Annotated in this window: 13 protein-coding genes; 5 read left to right on the top strand and 8 right to left on the bottom strand. The window is 74.3% G+C overall.

Annotated elements, in window-relative coordinates; genetic code table 11:
* Together GA0115242_RS11375 and GA0115242_RS11370 are read right to left on the bottom strand one after the other, a co-directional pair.
* Window positions 1-3,485: beta-ketoacyl synthase N-terminal-like domain-containing protein (locus GA0115242_RS11375; RefSeq protein WP_176729797.1), on the bottom strand; the 3,485-nt coding region annotated here is incomplete at its 3' end.
* Window positions 3,486-4,044: 559 nt separating this feature from the next.
* Window positions 4,045-4,743: a hypothetical protein gene (locus GA0115242_RS11370; protein ID WP_093827263.1), complete on the bottom strand. Its 699-nt coding sequence runs from the start codon at window positions 4,741-4,743 to the stop codon at window positions 4,045-4,047.
* A gap of 327 nt (window positions 4,744-5,070) precedes the next feature.
* Between GA0115242_RS11370 and GA0115242_RS11365 the strand changes: the two genes are divergently transcribed.
* Window positions 5,071-6,804 carry a M48 family metalloprotease gene (locus GA0115242_RS11365; protein ID WP_093827261.1) on the top strand — a complete coding sequence of 578 codons (1,734 nt, stop codon included), beginning with the start codon at window positions 5,071-5,073 and terminating at the stop codon, window positions 6,802-6,804.
* A gap of 206 nt (window positions 6,805-7,010) precedes the next feature.
* The gene (locus GA0115242_RS11360) at window positions 7,011-8,132 is read left to right on the top strand and encodes a hypothetical protein (RefSeq protein WP_093827259.1); all 1,122 of its coding nucleotides are present in this window, start codon (window positions 7,011-7,013) and stop codon (window positions 8,130-8,132) included.
* Between the two features lie 169 nt (window positions 8,133-8,301).
* Here the strand turns inward: GA0115242_RS11360 and GA0115242_RS11355 are convergent, their stop codons facing one another.
* Entirely contained in the window at window positions 8,302-9,516 is a 1,215-nt protein-coding gene (locus GA0115242_RS11355; protein ID WP_093827257.1) for a cytochrome P450, read from the bottom strand.
* 43 nt (window positions 9,517-9,559) lie between these two features.
* A complete protein-coding gene (locus GA0115242_RS11350) occupies window positions 9,560-9,751 on the bottom strand; it encodes a ferredoxin (RefSeq protein ID WP_093827255.1) in 192 nt (63 codons plus the stop codon).
* Window positions 9,752-9,970: 219 nt separating this feature from the next.
* Here GA0115242_RS11350 and GA0115242_RS11345 point away from each other — a divergent pair, with 219 nt between their 5' ends.
* Window positions 9,971-10,453: a MarR family winged helix-turn-helix transcriptional regulator gene (locus GA0115242_RS11345; protein ID WP_161353089.1), complete on the top strand. Its 483-nt coding sequence runs from the start codon at window positions 9,971-9,973 to the stop codon at window positions 10,451-10,453.
* Between the two features lie 6 nt (window positions 10,454-10,459).
* Here the strand turns inward: GA0115242_RS11345 and GA0115242_RS11340 are convergent, their stop codons facing one another.
* From GA0115242_RS11340 to GA0115242_RS11325, 4 genes are all read right to left on the bottom strand, one after another.
* Window positions 10,460-11,611 carry an RNA polymerase sigma factor gene (locus GA0115242_RS11340; protein ID WP_093827251.1) on the bottom strand — a complete coding sequence of 384 codons (1,152 nt, stop codon included), beginning with the start codon at window positions 11,609-11,611 and terminating at the stop codon, window positions 10,460-10,462.
* Between the two features lie 8 nt (window positions 11,612-11,619).
* On the bottom strand, window positions 11,620-12,027 hold the full coding sequence (locus tag GA0115242_RS11335; protein WP_093827249.1) for a YciI family protein: 408 nt from the start codon (window positions 12,025-12,027) through the stop codon (window positions 11,620-11,622).
* Between the two features lie 114 nt (window positions 12,028-12,141).
* Window positions 12,142-12,726 carry a hypothetical protein gene (locus tag GA0115242_RS11330; RefSeq protein ID WP_093827247.1) on the bottom strand — a complete coding sequence of 195 codons (585 nt, stop codon included), beginning with the start codon at window positions 12,724-12,726 and terminating at the stop codon, window positions 12,142-12,144.
* A 33-nt stretch (window positions 12,727-12,759) separates the two neighbouring features.
* Entirely contained in the window at window positions 12,760-13,995 is a 1,236-nt protein-coding gene (locus tag GA0115242_RS11325; RefSeq protein WP_093827245.1) for an alpha/beta hydrolase family protein, read from the bottom strand.
* A gap of 1,246 nt (window positions 13,996-15,241) precedes the next feature.
* On the opposite strand from GA0115242_RS11325, the gene GA0115242_RS11320 reads away from it, so the two are divergent.
* Both GA0115242_RS11320 and GA0115242_RS11315 read left to right on the top strand, forming a co-directional pair.
* Window positions 15,242-17,212 carry an AfsR/SARP family transcriptional regulator gene (locus GA0115242_RS11320; protein WP_161353087.1) on the top strand — a complete coding sequence of 657 codons (1,971 nt, stop codon included), beginning with the start codon at window positions 15,242-15,244 and terminating at the stop codon, window positions 17,210-17,212.
* A 154-nt stretch (window positions 17,213-17,366) separates the two neighbouring features.
* Window positions 17,367-18,926, top strand: a complete 1,560-nt coding sequence (locus tag GA0115242_RS11315) for an MFS transporter (protein WP_161353086.1) — start codon at window positions 17,367-17,369, stop codon at window positions 18,924-18,926.

Here is an 18,926-nt window from a genome sequence, read left to right as displayed (position 1 = left end):
GCGTGCTCGCCCGCGGCGGCCCGGCGCAGCAGCTCGGGGAGCCGGTCGAGGGACGGCGCGACGACGGCCAGGTGGACGGGTTCGCCGCGCACGGCGGACCGGTCGCCGCGCACGGCGGCGTGGTGGGCGAAGTCCCGCAACCGGCTGTGGCCGCCGTCCTGTTCGATCAGGTCGAGCAGGGCGCGGACCGCCTGCGCGGCGGCCTGTTCGTCGCGTCCGCGGAACAGGAACAGCTCGGCGGGCCAGGCGTCCAGGGCGTGCGTGGCGGGTGCCTGGTCGTGGGCGCGCAGCACGACGTGGAAGTTGGTGCCGCCGAAGCCGAACGCGCTGACGCCCGCGATCCGTTCGGCGGGCTCAGCGGCCCAGGGCGCGGCGGAGGTGTGGAAGACGAACGGGCTGCTGCCCGCGTCCCAGGCCGGGTTGGGCCGGGACAGGTGCAGGGTGGGCGGGCGCACGCCGTGGTACAGCGCGAGGGTGGTCTTGACCAGCCCGGCCAGCCCCGCGGCGCACTTGGTGTGCCCGATCTGGGACTTGACGGAGCCGACGGCGCAGGAGCCGGGTGCGGCGCCGTGCTCCTCGAACACCTCGGTGAGGGTGGCGAGTTCGGTGCGGTCGCCGACGACGGTCCCGGTGCCGTGCGCCTCGATCAGCCCGACCTCGGCGGGGGAGACGCGGGCGTTGGCGTAGGCGCGGTTCAGGGCGGCGCGCTGGCCCTCGGGGCGGGGCGCGGTGAGACCGAGGCCGCGGCCGTCGCTGGCGCTGCCCACGCCGTCGATCACGGCGTAGACGCGGTCGCCGTCGCGTTCGGCGTCGGCCAGCCGCTTGAGGGCCACGCAGGCGACCCCCTCGCCGAGGGCGATGCCGTCGGCGCTCGCGTCGAAGGTGGCCGAGCGGCCGGACGGGGACAGCGCGTGCACGGAGGAGAAGAGGAGGTAGTCGTTGATGCCGTTGTGCAGGTCGGCGCCGCCGCAGAGCACCAGGTCGCTGGTGCCGGTGACGAGTTCCTTGCAGGCGGCGTCGACGGCGGTGAGCGAGGAGGCGCAGGCCGCGTCGACGGTGTAGTTGGCGCCGCCGAGGTCGAGCCGGTTGGCGATGCGTCCCGCGATGACGTTGGCGAGCATGCCGGGGAAGGAGTCCTCGGTCAGCCGCGGCAACTGCTCGTCGAGGCCGGGCGGCAGCGCGCCGACGTAGGAGGGCAGCACGGTGCGCAGGGTGGAGGCGTTCGCGAGGTCGCTGCCCGCCTCCGCGCCGAAGATCACCGAGGTGCGCGAGTGGTCCGCGCCGGGGCCCTCGTACCCGGCGTCGGCGAGGGCGCGGCGGGCCGCCTCCAGGGCGAGCAGCTGCACCGGTTCGATGCTGGGCAGGGAGGCGGGCGGGATGCCGTAGCGCAGCGGGTCGAAGGGGATGCGGGGCAGGAAGCCGCCCCACCGGGAGGGGGTGCGTTCGCCGTCGCCGTCCGGGGCGTAGTACAGCTCGGGGTCCCAGCGCTCGGCGGGCACCTCGGTGACGCTGTCGGCGCCGGAGACCACGTTGGCCCAGAACTCGGCCAGGTCGCGGGCGCCGGGGAACATCGCGGACATGCCCACCACGGCGACCCGCAGCGGCGGCGGTGCCTGCTCGGCGGGCGGCGCGGCGACGGCGGCGGCCCGTCCCGCCAGCCAGTCGGCGGCGCCCTCGGTGACCTCGCGGTGCAGGTCGGCGACGGTGGTGACCGCCGAGCGCAGCACGCTCACCTCACCGGCCATGAACATGCCCTCGGCGTCCTGGCGTTCCTCGTCCACGGCGCGCAGGTCGTCGCCGACCCGCTCGACGCCCTTGGACGCGACGCGCAGCCTGCCGACGTTGAACCGCTCCAGGCGCTCCCAGATCTCCCGGTCGGGGACGCCCTCGGCGGTGAGCCGCTCGCGCAGGGCGGCGAAGTCGCGGGTGACCTCGCTGGCCGCGCAGCGGGTGGCGTGGCCCGGCGCGGTCTCCAGCAGGTCGGTGTGTTCGGCGGCGACGACCCGGCGCTGGAACAGCGGTTGGATGGCGCCCGCGTCGACCGCCTCGGCGGTGAACAGGTAGGCGGTGCCCATCAGGACACCGAAGGCGGCGCCCGCCTCGGTGAGCGGGGCGGCGACGGTCGCGGCCATGGCGGCGGAGCGCGCGTCGTGGATGCCGCCGGCGAACAGGACCGTCAACTCCGAGGCGGCGTCCGGGCCCTGCTCGGCGAGGAAGGCGCGCAGCACCTCGGTCTGCGCCTCCCAGAGCGGGAAGCTGTTGCGGGGTCCGATGTGGCCGCCGCACTCGGCGCCCTCGAAGATGAACTTGCGGGCGCCCGCGGCGAGGAACTGCCGCAGCAGCCCCGGCGAGGGCACGTGCAGGAAGGCCGATATGCCCTCCGCCTCCAGGGCCGCGGCCTGCGCGGGACGGCCACCGGCGATCACCGCGTGGGTGGGTCTCAGCTCTCTGACGACGGCGAGCTGGGCCTCCTTGACCCGCTCGTCGGCGAAGCCCAGGATGCCCACGCCCCAGGCGGCTCCTTCGGGCAGGGCGTCGCGGGTGCGGCCGAGCATGGCGCGGGTGCGGTCGGCGTCGGCGAGGGCCAGCGCGAGGAACGGCAGGGCGCCCTCGGCGGCCACGGCGGCGGCGAAGTCGGGTTCGTCGCTGACCCGGGTCATCGGGCCCTGGGCGACGGGCAGCCGGGTGCCGAGCGCGCGGGCTCCGGCGGACCCCTCGGCCAGCGCGGCACCGGCTTCCGGCCGGGCGGCGGCCCGTCCGATCGCGTCACGGACCGTGCGGACGGCCTCCGCGACGGTGGCCGAGCGGGCGGCGAAGGAGGCGGCGAGGTAGCCGTCCTGACCGACCGGCAGCAGCCGCAGGGCCGGATCGGTGGCGGCGAAGGCCCGCTCGGCGGCGGCGCGGTCGGCGGGCGGCTCGGGGGCCAGCGGTCCGCGTCGGCGCAGCAGCCGCACCCCGTCGACGAGGACGCTCTCGGAGCCGTCCAGCGAGCCGAGGGCGTCGGCCGTCTCGGCGTCGGGCTCGGCCTCGTCGAGCAGGGCGAGCTGGATGTCGAGGACGACCCCGGCCGCGCCGCCCGCCACCGCGGCGGCGGCGGTGCGCGGACCGATGCCGCCCCACGCCCAGACCGGCACGGTGATCCGCGGGTCGGCCAGGACGCCCTGGAGCAGCACGAAGGTGCTCAGCTCACCGGCGCGGCCACCGCACTCGCCGCCGCGCAGCAGCAGCCCGTGGGCACCGGCGGCCACGGCGTCGGCTGCCTCGGCGAGGCCGGTGACCTCGGCGAGGACCCGGCGGCCTGGGAAGTCGGCCGCGGGCCGCGTGGGGTCGGCGAGCAGCACGGTGGTGACGCCGTCGGGGAGGTCCCCGTCGTCGAGCGGGCAGCCGGGGCGCAGCCGGACGCCGAAGGGGCGCCCGCCGGACCAGCGGTCGGTGCGGTGCAGGACCTCGACGGCATCGCGGCGGCGCTCGGGCAGTTCGAGCACGCCGAGGGCGCCCGCCCGGCCGCACGCGGCGGTGAGGCGGGGGAGGGGCGATGCAGCGGGTTCACCGCGAGGACGGCGTCTGTCGTGGCCTCGGACAGCACGGGGGTGGCGAGCATCCGCATGGGAGTCTCCGGTGTGGGGGGTGGTGCGCGGTAGTCAACTGGGGGCCACGGCAGGCGGTCAACTGGTGACGGAGGGTGATGGCGTCGCCTGTGAAGGGTGGGCAGCCCCCTTTCGAATACCGAAAACCGCGCACACCGATACCGTCCTGCGGCATTCACCGAAACGTCGCGCGGCGGCGCGGTGCGCACCGTGTGAACGTGCCACGCGTCGGCAACACGAATGTCGCAATAACCACACCGACGTGTGCGGCAGATCACGCCGAGTCTTTAAGGAATCACCTAACCGCGGGCCATGACGTGCACTCTCCGTAATGGCGTTGGCAATTCCCCCACGTCCGCCGATATCCCTTTTCGGCGCAGGGGTGGCCAGGCGGAGGTCCGCCCAGGTCCGCCGGGCGACGGCACCACCGGCGCGCCCGGCGGCGGACCGCCCGTCGTCAGCGGATCTCCGGGGCGGTCACCGGGTCCGGCCGCAGCGCGGTGTAGCGCCGCTCGTACGACGCGACGTGCGGCGCCTCGCCCGCGCCGCCCGGACGGCACCGCAGCGCCCAGAAGGCGTCGAAGTCGCCCGGCAGGTCGCGGAGATGGTCGGCGCCGGTACCGGCCCGGCCCAGGGCCGCCGTGATCCGCCGGTGGCGCCGGACGTTGTCGAAGTCGATCCGCTCCATCTCCCGCGCGTAGTACCGGGCGGCCGTCATCCCCTCCCGCCCCGCCCAGACGTCGATGTAGTCGGCGTACCCGGGCTGCGTGTACTGCTCCCAGCCCCGGCGCTCGCCCTCGGCGGCCGCGTCGAGGATCGCGAACAGGGCGACGCCGGTCAACCGCTCGGCGTCGTCCCGGACTTCGGCGTGCAGGGGATCGACGACCACCTCGCGGGTGATCGCGTTCCAGTGGGCGGCGCCGTGCCCCCGCGCGGGACGGAACCGCACGGTGAGGTCCCCGGCCTCGACGAGCGCCTCGTGGAACTCCGGCACCCTGACACCCGCCTCGGCGACCCGGTCGGCGATCCGGCTCATCCTGCCCACGTGCTCGGTCGCCTCGAAGCGGATCCCCCCGACCTGGCTCCGGTAGACCCCCTCGACAGGGCCGCCGGGCGGCGGACCGCCGTCCGTACCGGGCTGGTGGTCGTCGCTCACAGCTCATCACCTCTCGGGTGCGTCGTGCCGCGCGGCACACGTCCACCCCCGGTCCGCGCACCACGCCGTTCCCCTGCAAGAGCCCCCGGCCGCACCGTTGGTTCACTCCACCGCCCCGGGATTCTCCGCTCCCGGACTCCCCGCCGTGGGGGAGGGCCGAGGGGAAGCGCCGAGCGGCGCCCGCGGGCGGGCCGCCGGAGAACCGGATTGCCCTGTTGACCTGCGACAGTGCATACTCCAGCTTCCCCCACGACGCACCGCGGACAGCCCCCCACGACCGTCCGCGCGCCCTGTTCCTGTAACTCGGTCCGGTGGGGGATCTGCCCGATGGGCGCAATCCTGCGCGCGCTGCGCGCTGTCGTACTGCTCTGCGGTTTCCCTCTGCTGAGCCTGCTGCTGCTCGCCCTGCTCGCCGGTGCGGACGTCCTCGCGCTCACCCGGCTCGCCGGTCTGGCGGCGCTCAAGATCGTCATCGTCTCGTTCCTGCTGGCCGTCCCCGTCGTGCAGGGTGTCCTCATGCTCCGCGTGCCCCGCGCCGAGCGACCGGACGGCGTCACCGTCACCGAGGCGGACGAGCCCCGGCTGTGGGCGCTGGTGCGGGAACTCGCCGACGCCACGGGCACCCGCGCCCCCGACGAGATCGTCCTCACCGGCGAGGTCAACGCCGCCGTCGGCGAACGCCCGCGCCTGCTCGGCCTGTTGCCGGGACCCCGCGCACTGCACCTCGGCGTCCCGCTGCTGACCGGCCTGAGCGAGGCCCAGCTCCGCTCCGTGCTCGCCCACGAGTACGGCCACTTCACCGGCGGCGACACCCGGCTGTCCGCGCTCGTCGTCCGCGGACGCGTCCAACTCGCCGTCGTCATCGACCGGTTCACCAGCCGGGCCGACGACAAGGTCGCGGCGGAACGCGCCCGGCAGGAACGGGCCGCCGCGAAACGGCTCACCAGGGGCAGGAGACCCAGGGAGGTCGACACCCGGGGCGTCGGCCTCACCTACCGCGCGATGGCCGCGCTCTACACCGCCTACGCAAAGCTGTACCTGCGCGCCTCCCTCTCCACGGCCCGCGCCCAGGAGTACGCGGCCGACCTGACCGCCGCCCGGATCACGGGCCGCGACACCACCGCGTCGGCCCTGCGCGCGCTCCCGGCGCTGACCGCAGCGCACGACTTCTACCTCGCCCGCTACGCCTCCCTCGGGGTCCCCGTGCGCCTGCTGCCCCCGCGCGGCGAGTTCCTCGGCGGCTTCGCCCGGATGCTGGCCGCCCGTGAGGAGAACCTCGCCGAACTGCGCACCGCACTGCCCGCCGCACCCGCCTCGCCCTACGACTCCCACCCGCCGATCGCCGAACGGGTGCGCCGCGTCGAGCAGTTGCCGTCGGACGGGGCCCCGGTCGCGGCCGTCGTCCGGGTCGTCAACGGTCTGACGGGGGAGGCCCCGGCGACGGGCGCCGCGCTGGACCTGCTCACCGACCCGGCGCGCACCCTCGCGGCGCTGGAGGACGTGATCCTCACCGACGACGCCCGTTCCTTCCGCCGGGCCGCCGACTGGCAGGACCTGCTCGACACGGCGATGTCCGCGCACCTCACCGGAGCCGACACCCCGCTCCGGCAGGCGCTGGCCGCCTACACCCGGCGCCCGCCGACCCTGAACGACCTGCTGACGCTGATCGACGACGGCGCCCTGTGGCAACTCGCCCACCGGCTGCCGCTGTCCGAGCAGGCGATCGCGTCCAAGGGCCGCGCCTTCCGGGAGTTCGCCCGGCCCGTGCTGCGCACCTCGCTGCGCACCATGGTGCTCGCCGAGTTCAGCGCCCGCTCACTGCTCCACTGGGAGTTCTCCTGGGCGCACCCCGCCACGGTCCGCCTGCCCGGCGCGGCCGCGAGGGACGCCGCCTCGACAGACGCCCCCGACAACACGCGGGACACGGACGCGCGTCCGGGACCGGACAGCGAGGAGGTGTTCGAGGCCGCCCTCGACGCGGCGCTTGCCGACCACCCCGACACCGCCCCGCTGCGCGCCCTCCTGCCCCCGTCCCCGCACCCCGCCGAACAGGCGTCCTGAGTACGGCACTTGACCACGGAGCCCGAACGGGGCACCGCCGCCGACAGAGATCCCACCGACGGGACTCGCCCCTGCCCCAGCGGGACTGATCAGGGCCGATCCTCACCCTCGCGGGACCGATCCGGTCCGGCCCCCGCCCGTCCGCGCGCCGCCCCGACCTGACCTGACCCGACCCGACCCGACGAGAACGGAAAACCCCGCCCCTCATGACCATCCTGCTGTGGATCCTCGGCATCCTGGCCGTCCCCGTCCTGCTGTTCGGGCTCTGGCTCGCCGGTGTCTTCCTCAAGGAGTTCTTCTCCCCCAGCCCCGACGACGATGACGACGCCGACGACGGCGTCGGGGCCGCCCAAGCCGCCGCCGCGCCCGGCCTGTTGCCGTCCGACCGGCAGGACACCGCCTACGCGGGGCCGCTCCCCGACGACTGGCGGGCCGCGCTCGACGCGGTGCGCGCCGACGACTGGCGGCCCGCCGCCGACCTGCTCGCCGCGATCGGCCGCGACTGGGAGGGACGGGCCGCCTTCTCCTACGCGCTGAGCCAGTTGGCCGTGCGGGAGGACGACTGGCTGCTCGCCTGGGAGGCCGAACGCGCCGACGACCCGGACGCGGCGCTGGTCCGCGCGCGCAGCACCGTCGGCCTCGCCTGGGAGATCCGCGGCGCCCGGCGCGCCACGTACACGACGGGCGAGCAGTTCGAGGGGTTCCACCGCACCCTGCGCACCGCCCGCGAGCAGGTCGCCCGCGCCGCCGCGCTCCACCCCGACGACCCCACGCCGTACATCGCGGAGACCTGGATCGCCCTCGGGCTCGGCTACCCCAACTCCGCGATGGACAAGCTCTGGTCGGAGATCACCGCCCGCGCCCCGCACCACTTCGAGGCGCACTTCGCGGCGCTCCAGTACTGGTGCGCGAAGTGGAGCGGCTCGGAGCGGCTGGCCACGGCCTTCGCCGAACGGGCGGCGGCCCAGGCGCCGCCGGGGAGCCTGCTCACGGCGTTCCCGCTGATCGCCCACTTCGAGCACGACGAGTCCGCGGACACCGAGGCCGACAGCACGCCCGAGATGATCGCGCGGGTCGACGCCGCCCTCGTCGACGCGGCCGCCGCCGACCCGGCCCACCCGCGGCTGCCGGAGCTGCGCCACCTGCTGGCGTTCTACCTGTCGCTCCAGGGCCGCGAGGAGGCGGCGCTCGAACAGTTCAGGCTGGTCGACGGCCATGTGAACGCGCTTCCGTGGCGCTACCGCGTCGACCGGGCCGGGTACTACTGCCAGGTCCGCGACGCCACGGTGGTCGCGGCACGGGCGACGCACGGCACCCCGCCCGCCTGAGACCACCCGGCCCGGTGACGGGGGCCGTCACCGGGCACTCTGTTGCACCCGCCCCTCCGGGCGTTCCGGCTGGGCCGGGGAGACGAGCTGGAGTGGGAGAGGGCCGCCCGGCACCGGGGCGGGGGCACCCCGGCGGACCGGAGTGCCCCCGCCGATCAGACGGCCGGCGTCACCAGGTGACGGGCAGTTCGTGGACCCCGTACACGGCCATGTCCGTGCGGAAGGGGATCTCCGTCAGCGGGCGGTCCAGGCGCAGCCCCGGGAAGCGCCGCAGCAACGCCGGGTAGGCGAGCTGGAGTTCGACGCGCGCCAGGTTCTGTCCGAGGCACTGGTGCGGGCCCGAGCCGAAGGCCAGATGCCGCCGGGCCTGCCGGTCGACGCGCAGCTCGTCCGGGTCCTCGAAGACCTCGGGGTCGCGGTTGGCGAGGTCGCCCGCGCAGATCACCGCGTCCCCGGCCCTGATGGTCGTGCCGCCGATCTCGATGTCGGCGAGCGCGACCCGGCGCCGTCCCATGTGGGTGATGGTCAGGTAGCGGAGAAGCTCCTCGACGGCCCCGGCGACCAGCCGCGGGTCCCCGTCCCGGACGGCGGCGAGCTGCTCGGGGTGCTGGAGGAGCGCGCAGGTGCCCAGCGCGATCATGTTGGCGGTCGTCTCGTGCCCGGCGACCAGCAGCAGCCGCGCCTCGTTGGCGCACTCCTCCCGGGTGCTCAGGCCGGTGGCCAGGTACCCGGTGGCCAGACGGCTGAGGAGGTCGTCGCCGGGTGCGGACACCTTGCGTTCGACGAGGTCACCGAGGTACTCGACCAGTTCGGTGGAGGCGGTCAGCGCATCCTCCACGGTGCTGCGGGTGTCGACCAGGTACGCGCTGGCCCGCTGGAAGAACGCGTGGTCCTCGTAGGGGACGCCGAGGAGTTCGCAGATGACCAGGGACGGCAGCGGCAGCGCGAACGAGGTGACCAGGTCGGCCGGCGGGCCCGACTCCTCCATGGCGTCCAGGAGTTCGTCGATGATCTCCTGGATCCGCGGGCGCAGCGCCTCCATGCGCTTGATGGTGAAGTCGCCGGTGAACTTGCGCCGCTGCTCGTTGTGTTCGGGTTCGTCCATGGTGATGAAGGCCCGGTTGTGGGCGCGGGTGGCCTCCGAGGCGGCGCTCAGGCTCGGGTAGGAGGGGCGCCGGTTGTCGGCGCTGACCCGCTCGTCCCGCAACAGCGCGACCTGGTCGGCGTGGCGGGCGACGAGCCACGCCGTGCCGCCGTTCCACAGCGTCACCCGGGAGATCGGTTCCCGCCCGAGCAGACCGGAGCGGGCGGGCGGCGGGTCGAAGGGGCAGCCCGTCGCGCGTCGGGTGGTCCAGGCGGGGGCTGCGGCGGAGGTCTGGGTCATCTGCGTCCTTCCAGCGGGGTGGGGGAGGGGTGCCGGGGCGGGGTCAGGACAGCGCGATGGCCGCCGCCGGGCAGAGCTGCGCGGCCTCCGTGACGGACGCGTGCACCTCCGCGGGCGGGGCCTCGTCGAGGACGATCACCACGCCGTCCTCGTCCCGCTGGTCGAACACCTCCGGCGCGACCAGTACGCACTGGCCGGCCCCGCAGCACTTGTCGGTCTCCACGGATACGCGCATGGATGTCACTCCTCGCCCGAGCATCTGAGTTACTTAACAAAAGCAATCCAACGCGACGGAACGTAGCACCGCGGTGACACGGCGCGGAAGAGGGATGTGTGTACCTAGCAACTTTTTTGGTCATCGTCGAGCCGCGACCGGCGACCCGGGAGCGGCGGCGGACGGAGGGGCGCAACGGCCCCGCTGCGCCGGGGGAGTTGAGTGAGCCATCATCGGGACGTGACTTCCCCTTTGCCCGGCCCGCGCCCAGGACCCGCCGCCCCCTCCACGGCTGAGCTGTACCGATCGCTCGCCGACCTCGCGCTGGTCGTGGCCAGCGCCCGCACCCACGCGCGGCTGCGCGCCCAGGCGGGCGTGCCCATCGACCGCTCGTCGCTCGCCCTGCTGCGGGCCCTGGCGGCGGCCCCCTCCCCGTACCGGATGGGGGACCTCGCCGAGGTGCTGCTGGTCCAGGCGTCCCATGTCACGCGCCAGGCACGAGGGTTGGAGGAGGCGGGGCTCGTCACCACCGTCAAGGAGCCCGGCGACGACCACCGGGTGCGCCGGATCACCATCACGCAGAATGGCCGAGACGTTGTGGCCCGCGCCGAGGCGACCGGTCAACTCTGGCTCACCGGCGCCCTGCACGGCTTCACCCAGGAACAGCTGAGCGTGGCCGCCGCGGTGATCCAGCGCGTCACGGACGTCTACCGGGACGAGTGACAGGGCCTAACCCGCGCACCCCTCCCGGGAGTTGAGGCGGGCCGCCTGGCGGGTCAGGTGGTCGCGTTCCGCGGTGTCGGTGGCCCGTGCCGCGGCCTCCGTGTACAGCCGGGCCGCCGCCGCGAGGTCCCCGTCGCGCTCGTGCAGGTAGGCCGCGACCGCGGTGTGGCGCGGCAGCGCGTCGTCCAGCGCGGCGAGCGCCGCGAGGCCCGCGCGCGGTCCGTCGGCCTCCCCGACGGCCACCGCGCGGTTGAGCCGCACCACCGGGCTGCCGGTCAGCCGCACGAGTTCGTCGTACCACTCGACGATCTGCACCCAGTCCGTCTCGGCGGCGGTCGGCGCGTCCGCGTGCAGCGCCGCCACGGCGGCCTGCGCCTGGAACTCGCCCAGCCGGTCGCGGGCCAGCGCCGCCTGGAGGATCGCGACGCCCTCGGCGATCGCCGCGGTGTCCCAGCGCGCGCGGTCCTGCTCGGCGAGCGGCACCAGGCTCCCGTCGGGCGCGGTCCGCGCGGGGCGCCGGGCGTGGTGCAGCAGCATGAGCGCGAGCAGGCCCGCCGCCTCGGGATGGTCGACCGACGCCGCGAGCTGCCGGGTGAGCCGGATCGCCTCGGCGGCAAGGTCGACGTCGCCCGAGTAGCCCTCGTTGAAGACCAGGTAGAGGACGCGCAGCACGGTGGCGACATCGCCCGGCCGGTCGAACCGCACCCCGGAGACGGTGCGCTTGGCGCGGCTGATGCGCTGCGCCATCGTCGCCTCCGGGACCAGGTAGGCGCGGGCGATCTGCCGGGTGGTGAGGCCGCCGACCGCGCGCAGCGTGAGCGCCACCGCGGACGACGGGGTGAGCGACGGGTGGGCGCACAGGAAGTACAGGCGCAGGGTGTCGTCCGCGGCCGCCGCGGGCCCCGGCGCCGGTTCGTCCTCGACGAGGTCCTCGCGGCGGCGCCGGGCGGTGTCCGCCCGGGTCGCGTCGAGGAACCGGCGCCAGGCCGCGGTGACGAGCCAGCCCTTCGGGTCGCGCGGCGGGTCGGCGGGCCAGACCCGCACCGCGTCGACGAGGGCGTCCTGGACGGCGTCCTCGGCCGCCGCGAAGTCGGCTCCGCGGCGGACGAGGATGCCCAGGACGCTCGGGGTGAGGCTGCGCAGCAGGGCCTCGTCCATCGAGGGAGTCACTCGGTGATGGTGGGCGGGGCGGTCAGGAAGGGACGCAGCTCCAGCCACTCGTGGATCGGCCGCCCGCCCGCCCCCGGCGCGGCCGACAGTTCCCCGGCCAGCGCGACGGCGCGCTCGTAGCTGTCGACGTCGATCACCATCCACCCGGCGATGAGGTCCTTCGTCTCGGCGAACGGGCCGTCGGTGACCGGCGGGCGCCCCTCGCCGTCGTAGCGCACGAACGTCCCCTCGGGGGCGAGCGCCTGCCCGTCCACGAACTCGCCGGTCTTCTCCAGACGGGCCGCGAAGTCGTTCATGTACTGGATGTGGTCCGAGATCTCCTCGGGGGTCCACCGGTCCATGGGGACGTCGTTGACGGAGGCCGGGGCGCCCCGGTAGTGCTTGAGCAGCAGGTACTTGGCCATCGTGGTTCTCCTCGGTGCCGGTGCGGCCCCATTCTGGCCGCGTTCGCAGCGGGGACGGAGCCGGTCACGGGTTCTCGACACGGTCGGCGGAACTTTTTTCCTGGCCCCGGCCGATCACCCGGAGCGGCTCTCCCCGCGGGTCACCCGCTCCGGGTAGGTCTTCGTGAACCGCACCATCTGCACGATGATCCAGACGGGGACGATCAGCCCGAAGATCACCTCGATCGCGTGGAAGCGCTCCAGGGAGGCGGCGAGGATCCGGGAGACGCCGAGGGCGACGATGGCGACCCCCCAGGCGGTGCTGAGGACCCGGTTGATCCGGCGGAAGACCGGGGAGTCCCAGGCGGAGCGGGGCACCTGCTCGCGGGCGAACTGCTCGGTGAACGGCAGCACCGGGACCAGGGCCAGCACGAGCAGCCCGAGGACGACGCCGACGCCCGCGCCGCCCCAGGTGGCCAGCCGGGAGTCGTCCTGGTGGCCCAGGGTGAACCCCAGGACCGCCAGCACCGCGAAGAGGACCAGCGAGAGCACGCTGATGATCTTCGGCGGCCAGATCGGGCGGCCGACCAGCAGCGCGCCCAGCGCCAGCACCGCGGCGACCAGGGCCGCGATCCCGATGCCGCCCGCCGGGAGGACCCGGGCGAGCAGCGAGAACACGATCAGGGGAACGAAGCTGAGCACCAGCACGGTGGCTTTCATGACGCGCGCCCTTCCGGTGTGCCGCCGGGCGCCTCACACCGCCGCGCGGGGGAGGTGGTCGGCGAGGTGGTCGAGCATGACGGTGTGGGTCAGCCGCCGGCCGGTCGGCTGGCAGTGGAAGTTCGCGCCGTCGGCCGCGGAGAACCCGACGATCGCCTTCTCGCCCGGCAGCAGCCCGAACAGCTCGCGCGACTGCCCCGGGAAGAACTGCTCGTCCGCCGGATCGAGCACCAGCATCGGGGTGTCGACGGCGCCGACGACGTCCCGCACCTGGTACCTGAGCACCTCGGTGAACACGTCGAACAGGTCGCCGGTCCGGTAGGGCTTGGCGCGGAAGGCGAGGACCCGCGCCTCCACCGGGCCCGTCCCCTCCCGCATCGCCGCGTCGAACTCCTCCCTGCGCCCCTCCCGCAGCAGCGTCAGCAGCGGGGCGGGAAGCCGCGACGTCCACGCCTCGGAGACGTCCACCACGCCCGGGTCGGCGACCGCCGCGCGCAGCCGGTGCTCGAAGGCGAGCGCCCGGGTGATCCAGTAGCCGCCCTGGCTGATGCCGTACCCGGCGAGCGCGTCGGCGTCCACGTCGGGCCGGGCCACGAGGGTGTCCAGGACGGGGGTGAGGACGGCCTCCCAGTCGGGCCGGAACGGTATCCCCTGTTCGAACAGCAGCGACTGCTGCCCGGGGCCGTCGTGGAGGAAGACGTTCCAGCCGCGCCCCACCGCCTCGACCGCGCCGTAGCCCAGCAGCCCGGGGAGGGAGCCGTCGCTGCCGTTGATCATCACCAGGGTGGGGCGCGGCACGCCGGTGGCGTCGGGGCGCAGCAGGTAGCCGGGCATCGTCGTGCCCTCGTAGGGCACGGGGACCCGCACGCAGCGGCCCGCCCAGGCGTCGACGACCTTCTCCCAGCAGGCCCGGTGGGCGCGGAAGGTCGGCAGCATGACGGACTGGTCCGCCATCCCGTCGATGAAGGCCAGCGCCTTCCCGTAGTACTCGGAGGCCGCCAGCAGGGCCCAGCGCGCGGTGTCGGGGTGGCCCGCCCCCAGGGCGTCCTCGCCGCGCGAGGCGAGACCGGCGGCCGTCGCGGTCCAGGCGTCGAACCAGCTCAGGGAGTCGCCGTCGGTGATGCGCTCCAGGGTGGCGAGGACCAGTCCGACGTCCCCGGTGCCGCAGGCGGCGGCGCCGAGGGCGGTGCGGGCCTCGTAGTCGAAGTCGAGATCGGTGAACAGCCCGCCGCGTGTGCCGAGCGCGGTCCGGGACCCGTCGTGGTTCATACCGGGGTCACATCCTGGACGACACGGCGGTCAGCGCGCGGGGCCCGGGTCGGCCGACCGGGGCGGTGGAGCGCTGACGACGTTCCGCAGCGTCGCTGACCGGCCTGGGAGGCCCCGGCCATGTTCGAGCATAATCGCGGGCCCGCGGGGTCGCCCCTCGTGCGGCGCTCCCGCCGTCCGGGCCCGGCGCTGCGGCGGATGGCGCGGACCACGTCTACGAAGGGGTATAGTAGATCTTGAGCCGGTCACCACGACACCGTGGTCCGTCCGTGCGTCGGTGGTCCAAGGAAAGACGCCCCGCTTCCTGCGGGGAAATGCAGGTGCAAGGCCTGCCCGGCGCTCTCAGGTGAGGCCCGTCCGCTGCGGAAGCGGACGGGCCTCACGCGTTCCCTGCGCCAGGACGCGGCCCTGCCCGTGCGACGGCCGCGCCGGTGGACCCCGTCCCCATGGCGGGGGCGGTCGTGAATCCGCCGGATCGTGCTCGGCGGAGTCGCACGCCCCGGCCGCCCGGACCGAGCGCCCTCGGCGATTAATTCGCCGTAAAAAGCGAGGCGATCAATGCGCGGCTGTCTCTAATCTCTTTATGGCATTCCATGAACTGTGGAGTGATCGGGGGCGAGCGGTCGTGGGGAATCACGTGCGGCGCGGCGGGACCGCGCGGACGGTGAGGTTCCCACCGCCGGATTTCTGGAGTTCCGAATTCCGGTCAACTGGGCCTCTCTGTCGGTCGGGGAAGCCCCCGCGCCGGTCGCGGCAGCCGCCCGCGGCCCCGGCGGCGCCCGGCGGTGAACGGGCCCCGGGCCTGCGACGGGGAGCCTCTGGCCGGTCCTTCCGTGTGCGCGTGCAAGTGCGCCGCTCTCCGCGGAAAACCGTGCCAGGTGTGGGGACTGTGCGGGAAACGGCGTTTTCCGTGCCCGTCCCGGTATATCCAGGACGCGATCCGTACGGTTGAAGAGGTGCGGATCGAAGTGCTCGAACCGGTCGCAGCTGAGAATCAGGGCAACCACGTCGCGGTGGCCGCCCCGGCTCCGTCATGAGCCGTTGTCCTCACCTGTCGGCGTGTGTTCGAATAGATTTCGCACTGCGCACCATGGATATGCATCAGAGATATGTCAAGGGCGCATCACGGGGGATGCGTCGGGAGCGGGCGGCACTCGCGTGCCCGCGTCCGTCGCTCCGCGCGTCCCCTGCGCGCATCGATCACGGGTGCGGCACGGCGATGCCGCGCCTCCGATCTGGGGGATCCATGTCAGGAGCAGACGAGACACTGTCGGTACAACTTCTCGGTTCGCTGCGCGTGTGGAGGGGAGAGGCCGAGGTGGTGGTGGGGCCGCCGAAGCAGCGGGCCCTGCTCGCCCTCCTCGCCACCCAGCAGGGCTCGGTCGTCGGACCGGGCCAGATCATCGACGCGTTATGGGGGCCGGACGCCCCCAACACCGCGCTCAACAGCGTGCACACCTATGTGGCCGGGCTGCGCAGGGCGCTCGACCCGGACCGGCGGGGCCGCGAGTCGGACGGGGTGCTGTGCTCCCGGGCGGGCGGGTACGAACTGTGCCTGCCCCTCGGCGCGGTGGACGCCGTCCTGTTCGTGCGGCAGTGCGAGGAGGCCAGGCGCCTGGCGGCACAGGGGCACTGCCGGGCCGCCTTCGAGCGGTTGGGGAAGGCGCTCGGGCTCTGGCGGGGCGACGCGCTCTCCGGGGTGCCCGGTCCCTTCGCGGCGATCGAGCGCAGCAGGCTCCGCGAGATCCGCTTCTCCGCCGCCGAGGACTGGATCGCCGGGATGATCTCCGCCGGACGCTGCGAGGAGGCGATCGTGGTGGTGGGGGAGGCCATCACCCAGGAGCCGCTGCGGGAGCGGCTGCGCTATCTGCTGATGCTGGCGCTGTACCGCAGCGGACGGCAGGCGCACGCCCTCCAGGCGTACGGCGACGCGCGTTCCCACCTGCGCGAGGAACTCGGCATCGAGCCGGGATCGGAGCTGCGGGGGCTGCACGCGAGGATCCTGGCAGGCACCGTCGACGACGCCCTGCCGAGGTCGCCGTCCGGGGCGGCCGAACCGGCGTCCACCGTCCGGCCCGACCCGACCGGCCGCGCGGAGGACGGCCGGCCGGTGGCGCCTGGCATCGGACCGAACATGCGTCAGTTCCCGTCCAGGGCGCGCACGTTCGTCGGCCGGGAGGTCGAGATCGAGCGGGCGAGGACGGCGCTGCGCCGCACCGGGGGCGAGCGCGGCCGGGCCACCCCGATCTTCGTGATCGACGGCCCGCCCGGCGTCGGCAAGAGCGCCCTCGCCCTGGAGCTGGGCTACGAACTGCTGGCCAGCTTCCCCGAGGGGCAGCTCTACGCGGATCTCGCGGGCACCGGCGACCGGCCCCGCGCGCCGTTCGAGATCCTGGGGTCGCTGCTGGAGAGCCTGGGCGTCGGCAGGGCGGCCCTGCCCGTCGACCTGGACGGCAGGGCGACCCTCTACCGGAGCCTGCTGCACGAGAAACGCGTGCTGATCCTGCTCGACGACGCGGTGGACACCGAGCAGATCCTGCCGCTGGTGCCGCAGGGCTCTGCGTGCCTGATCGTCACCGGCCGCCGCCCCCAGCGCGGGATGGTGGCCCGCTACGGCGCCCACCGCATCAGCCTCAAGCCGCTCGATCCCGGCCCGGCCGCCGAACTGCTCGGTGAACTCCTCGGCCGCGAGGCCGTGTCGGGCAACGAGGACGCCGTCCGCCGCCTGGTCGAGCAGTGCGGACGGCTGCCGCTCGGCATCCGGATCACCGCCGCCGCGCTCCAGGAGACCGCGGACGCGTCGCCCCAGCGGCTGGCCGTGCTCTACGAGGACCCGGTCACCCGGCTCGACCTGCTGGCGGTCGCGGGCGAGGACGGCATGAGCGTCCGCTCCTCGCTGACCGCGAGCTACCGCGCCCTGCCCGCCATGACGGCCCATCTGTTCCGGCTCCTCAGCCGCACGGGCCTCGCGGTGGTCGAGGTGCCCGAATCCGGCCAGTTGCTGGGCGTGAACCGGTCCGAGCTGCTGCGCCATCTCGAACTCCTCGCCGACCTGGGTCTGTTGACGCGGCTCGGCGCGGGCAGCTACCGCTTCGACGATCTGACGCTCACCTACGCGGGGGAGTGCGCGGAGGCGGAGTGGGTGCTGTCGCGCAGTCTCGGGCCCGCGCGGCTGAAGCAGGTCGTGGCCGACCAGGACGAGTTGCGCACCGGCTGACCCGGCGTCAGCACCGGGTCGGCCCCTGGCGAGTGCCCCCGTTCACTCGCCAGGCTGAAACCTGACCCCTAGGGAGGAATCGGAGGGTGCGGGCCCGGTCACCGCGTGTTTTGATACGAGCCAGTCTCGTATCAAAACTCCGAAAGGGGGAGCTGTGTCCGCAGTCGCAGTGTGGAACAGCCCCAAGCGCTGGTGGGCGCTGGCCGTCCTGGTGATGTGCGTGCTGGTCAACGGCCTCGACGCGACGATCCTGTACGTGGCGATGCCCGAGCTGGTCGACGAACTGGGCGCCTCCAACTCCGATCTCCAGTGGTTCCACAACGCCTATCTGCTCGTGTTCGCCAGCCTGATGCTCCCGTTCGGCGTGCTCGCCGACCGCGTCGGCCGCAAGCGGCTGCTGCTGGTCGGGCTCGCCGTCTTCGGCCTGGCCTCGGGGTTCGCGACGGTGGTGGACAGCCCGGGGGCGCTCATCCTCGCCCGCGCGCTGATGGGGCTCGGCGCGGCCGTCGTCACCCCGGTCTCGCTGGCCATGCTGCCGGTGCTGTTCGCCCCCGGGGAGCGGGCGCGGGCGCTCGCCGTCTGGTCCGCGGGCGTCGCCCTCGGCCTGCCGATCGGCCCGCTGGCGGGCGGCTGGCTCCTTGAGCACTTCTGGTGGGGCTCCGTCTTCCTGATCAACATCCCGATCCTGCTCGTCGCGATGGTGGCGGGCCTCTTCCTCTTCCCCGAGCACAGGGGCGTGCGCGAGCACGCCTTCGACTGGCAGGGCGCCGTGCTCTCCGTCCTGGGCCTCGGCGCCCTCACGTTCGCGCTGACCCGGGCCCCCGAGGACGGCTGGCTCAGCGGCCGCACCCTGGGCGGCGCCGCGACCGGCCTGGTGCTGCTCGCGCTGTTCGTGCTGCGCGAGCGGAGCACCCCGCACCCCCTGCTGAACGTCCGGGCCTTCGGCGAACGGCGCTTCGGGGCCTCCGTCCTCGCCCTGCTCCTGGTGCACTTCGCCATGACGGGGTTCCTGTTCATGCTGAGCCCCTACCTCCAGGCCGTCCTCGGCAACTCCTCGCTCGGCACCGGCGTGCGGATGCTCCCGGTGGTGCTCGCCGTCATGATCGGCGCGGGCGCCGCCGAACGCCTCGCGCCCCGGGTCGGCCCCCGCGGCCCGGTGGTGACGGGGCTGCTGCTGATGTGCTCCGGGCTGCTGGTCTTCTCCCGCACCGGGGTCGCCTCCGGTGAACTCGCCGTCGCCCTCTGCCAGGTGCCGCTGGGCATCGGCATCGGCCTGACCCTCGCCATCGCCATGCACACCGCGCTGTCCACCGCGTCCGACGACCGCTCGGGCGAGGCGTCCGGCATCACCAGCGCCTTCCGCCAGGTCGGCGGTGTCATCGGGGTGGCCGTGCTCGGCAGTGTGCTCAGCACCGGGTTCCGCAGCGACATGAAGCCCCTCGTCGCCGGACTGCCCGCCGGGGCGGCCGACGCCGCCGGGGACACCGTCGGCGCCGCGCTCGCCGTCGCCGCGAAGCTCGGACCGCAGGGCAGGGCGCTGGCCGAGGGCGCCCGGCACGCCTACGTGGACAGCATGGACACCGCGCTGATCGGCGGCGCCGTCGTCCTCTTCGCGCTCGCCGCCGCCGTCTTCGCGTGGATGCCGCGCGGCGGTCCCGCCCCCGCCGAGGGGACCCCCGCGGGCCCCTCCCACGCCGTCACGGAGCACGTATGA

It is taken from the genome of Streptomyces sp. SolWspMP-5a-2, assembly GCF_900091845.1.
Classification (GTDB): domain Bacteria; phylum Actinomycetota; class Actinomycetes; order Streptomycetales; family Streptomycetaceae; genus Streptomyces; species Streptomyces doudnae.
The sequence above is the reverse complement of the archived record's forward strand: the minus strand, read 5'-3'. Positions and strand labels throughout refer to the sequence as shown.

Bases quoted from the DNA above. Each gene is read 5' to 3' on its own strand.
- GA0115242_RS11350 (WP_093827255.1), bottom strand. From the start codon at position 9,751: ATGCGCGTATCCGTGGAGACCGACAAGTGCTGCGGGGCCGGCCAGTGC.
- GA0115242_RS11320 (WP_161353087.1), top strand. From the start codon at position 15,242: ATGTCAGGAGCAGACGAGACACTGTCGGTACAACTTCTCGGTTCGCTG.
- GA0115242_RS11365 (WP_093827261.1), top strand. From the start codon at position 5,071: ATGGGCGCAATCCTGCGCGCGCTGCGCGCTGTCGTACTGCTCTGCGGT.
- GA0115242_RS11330 (WP_093827247.1), bottom strand. From the start codon at position 12,726: ATGAAAGCCACCGTGCTGGTGCTCAGCTTCGTTCCCCTGATCGTGTTC.
- GA0115242_RS11335 (WP_093827249.1), bottom strand. From the start codon at position 12,027: ATGGCCAAGTACCTGCTGCTCAAGCACTACCGGGGCGCCCCGGCCTCC.
- GA0115242_RS11355 (WP_093827257.1), bottom strand. From the start codon at position 9,516: ATGACCCAGACCTCCGCCGCAGCCCCCGCCTGGACCACCCGACGCGCG.
- GA0115242_RS11340 (WP_093827251.1), bottom strand. From the start codon at position 11,611: ATGGACGAGGCCCTGCTGCGCAGCCTCACCCCGAGCGTCCTGGGCATC.
- GA0115242_RS11325 (WP_093827245.1), bottom strand. From the start codon at position 13,995: ATGAACCACGACGGGTCCCGGACCGCGCTCGGCACACGCGGCGGGCTG.
- GA0115242_RS11360 (WP_093827259.1), top strand. From the start codon at position 7,011: ATGACCATCCTGCTGTGGATCCTCGGCATCCTGGCCGTCCCCGTCCTG.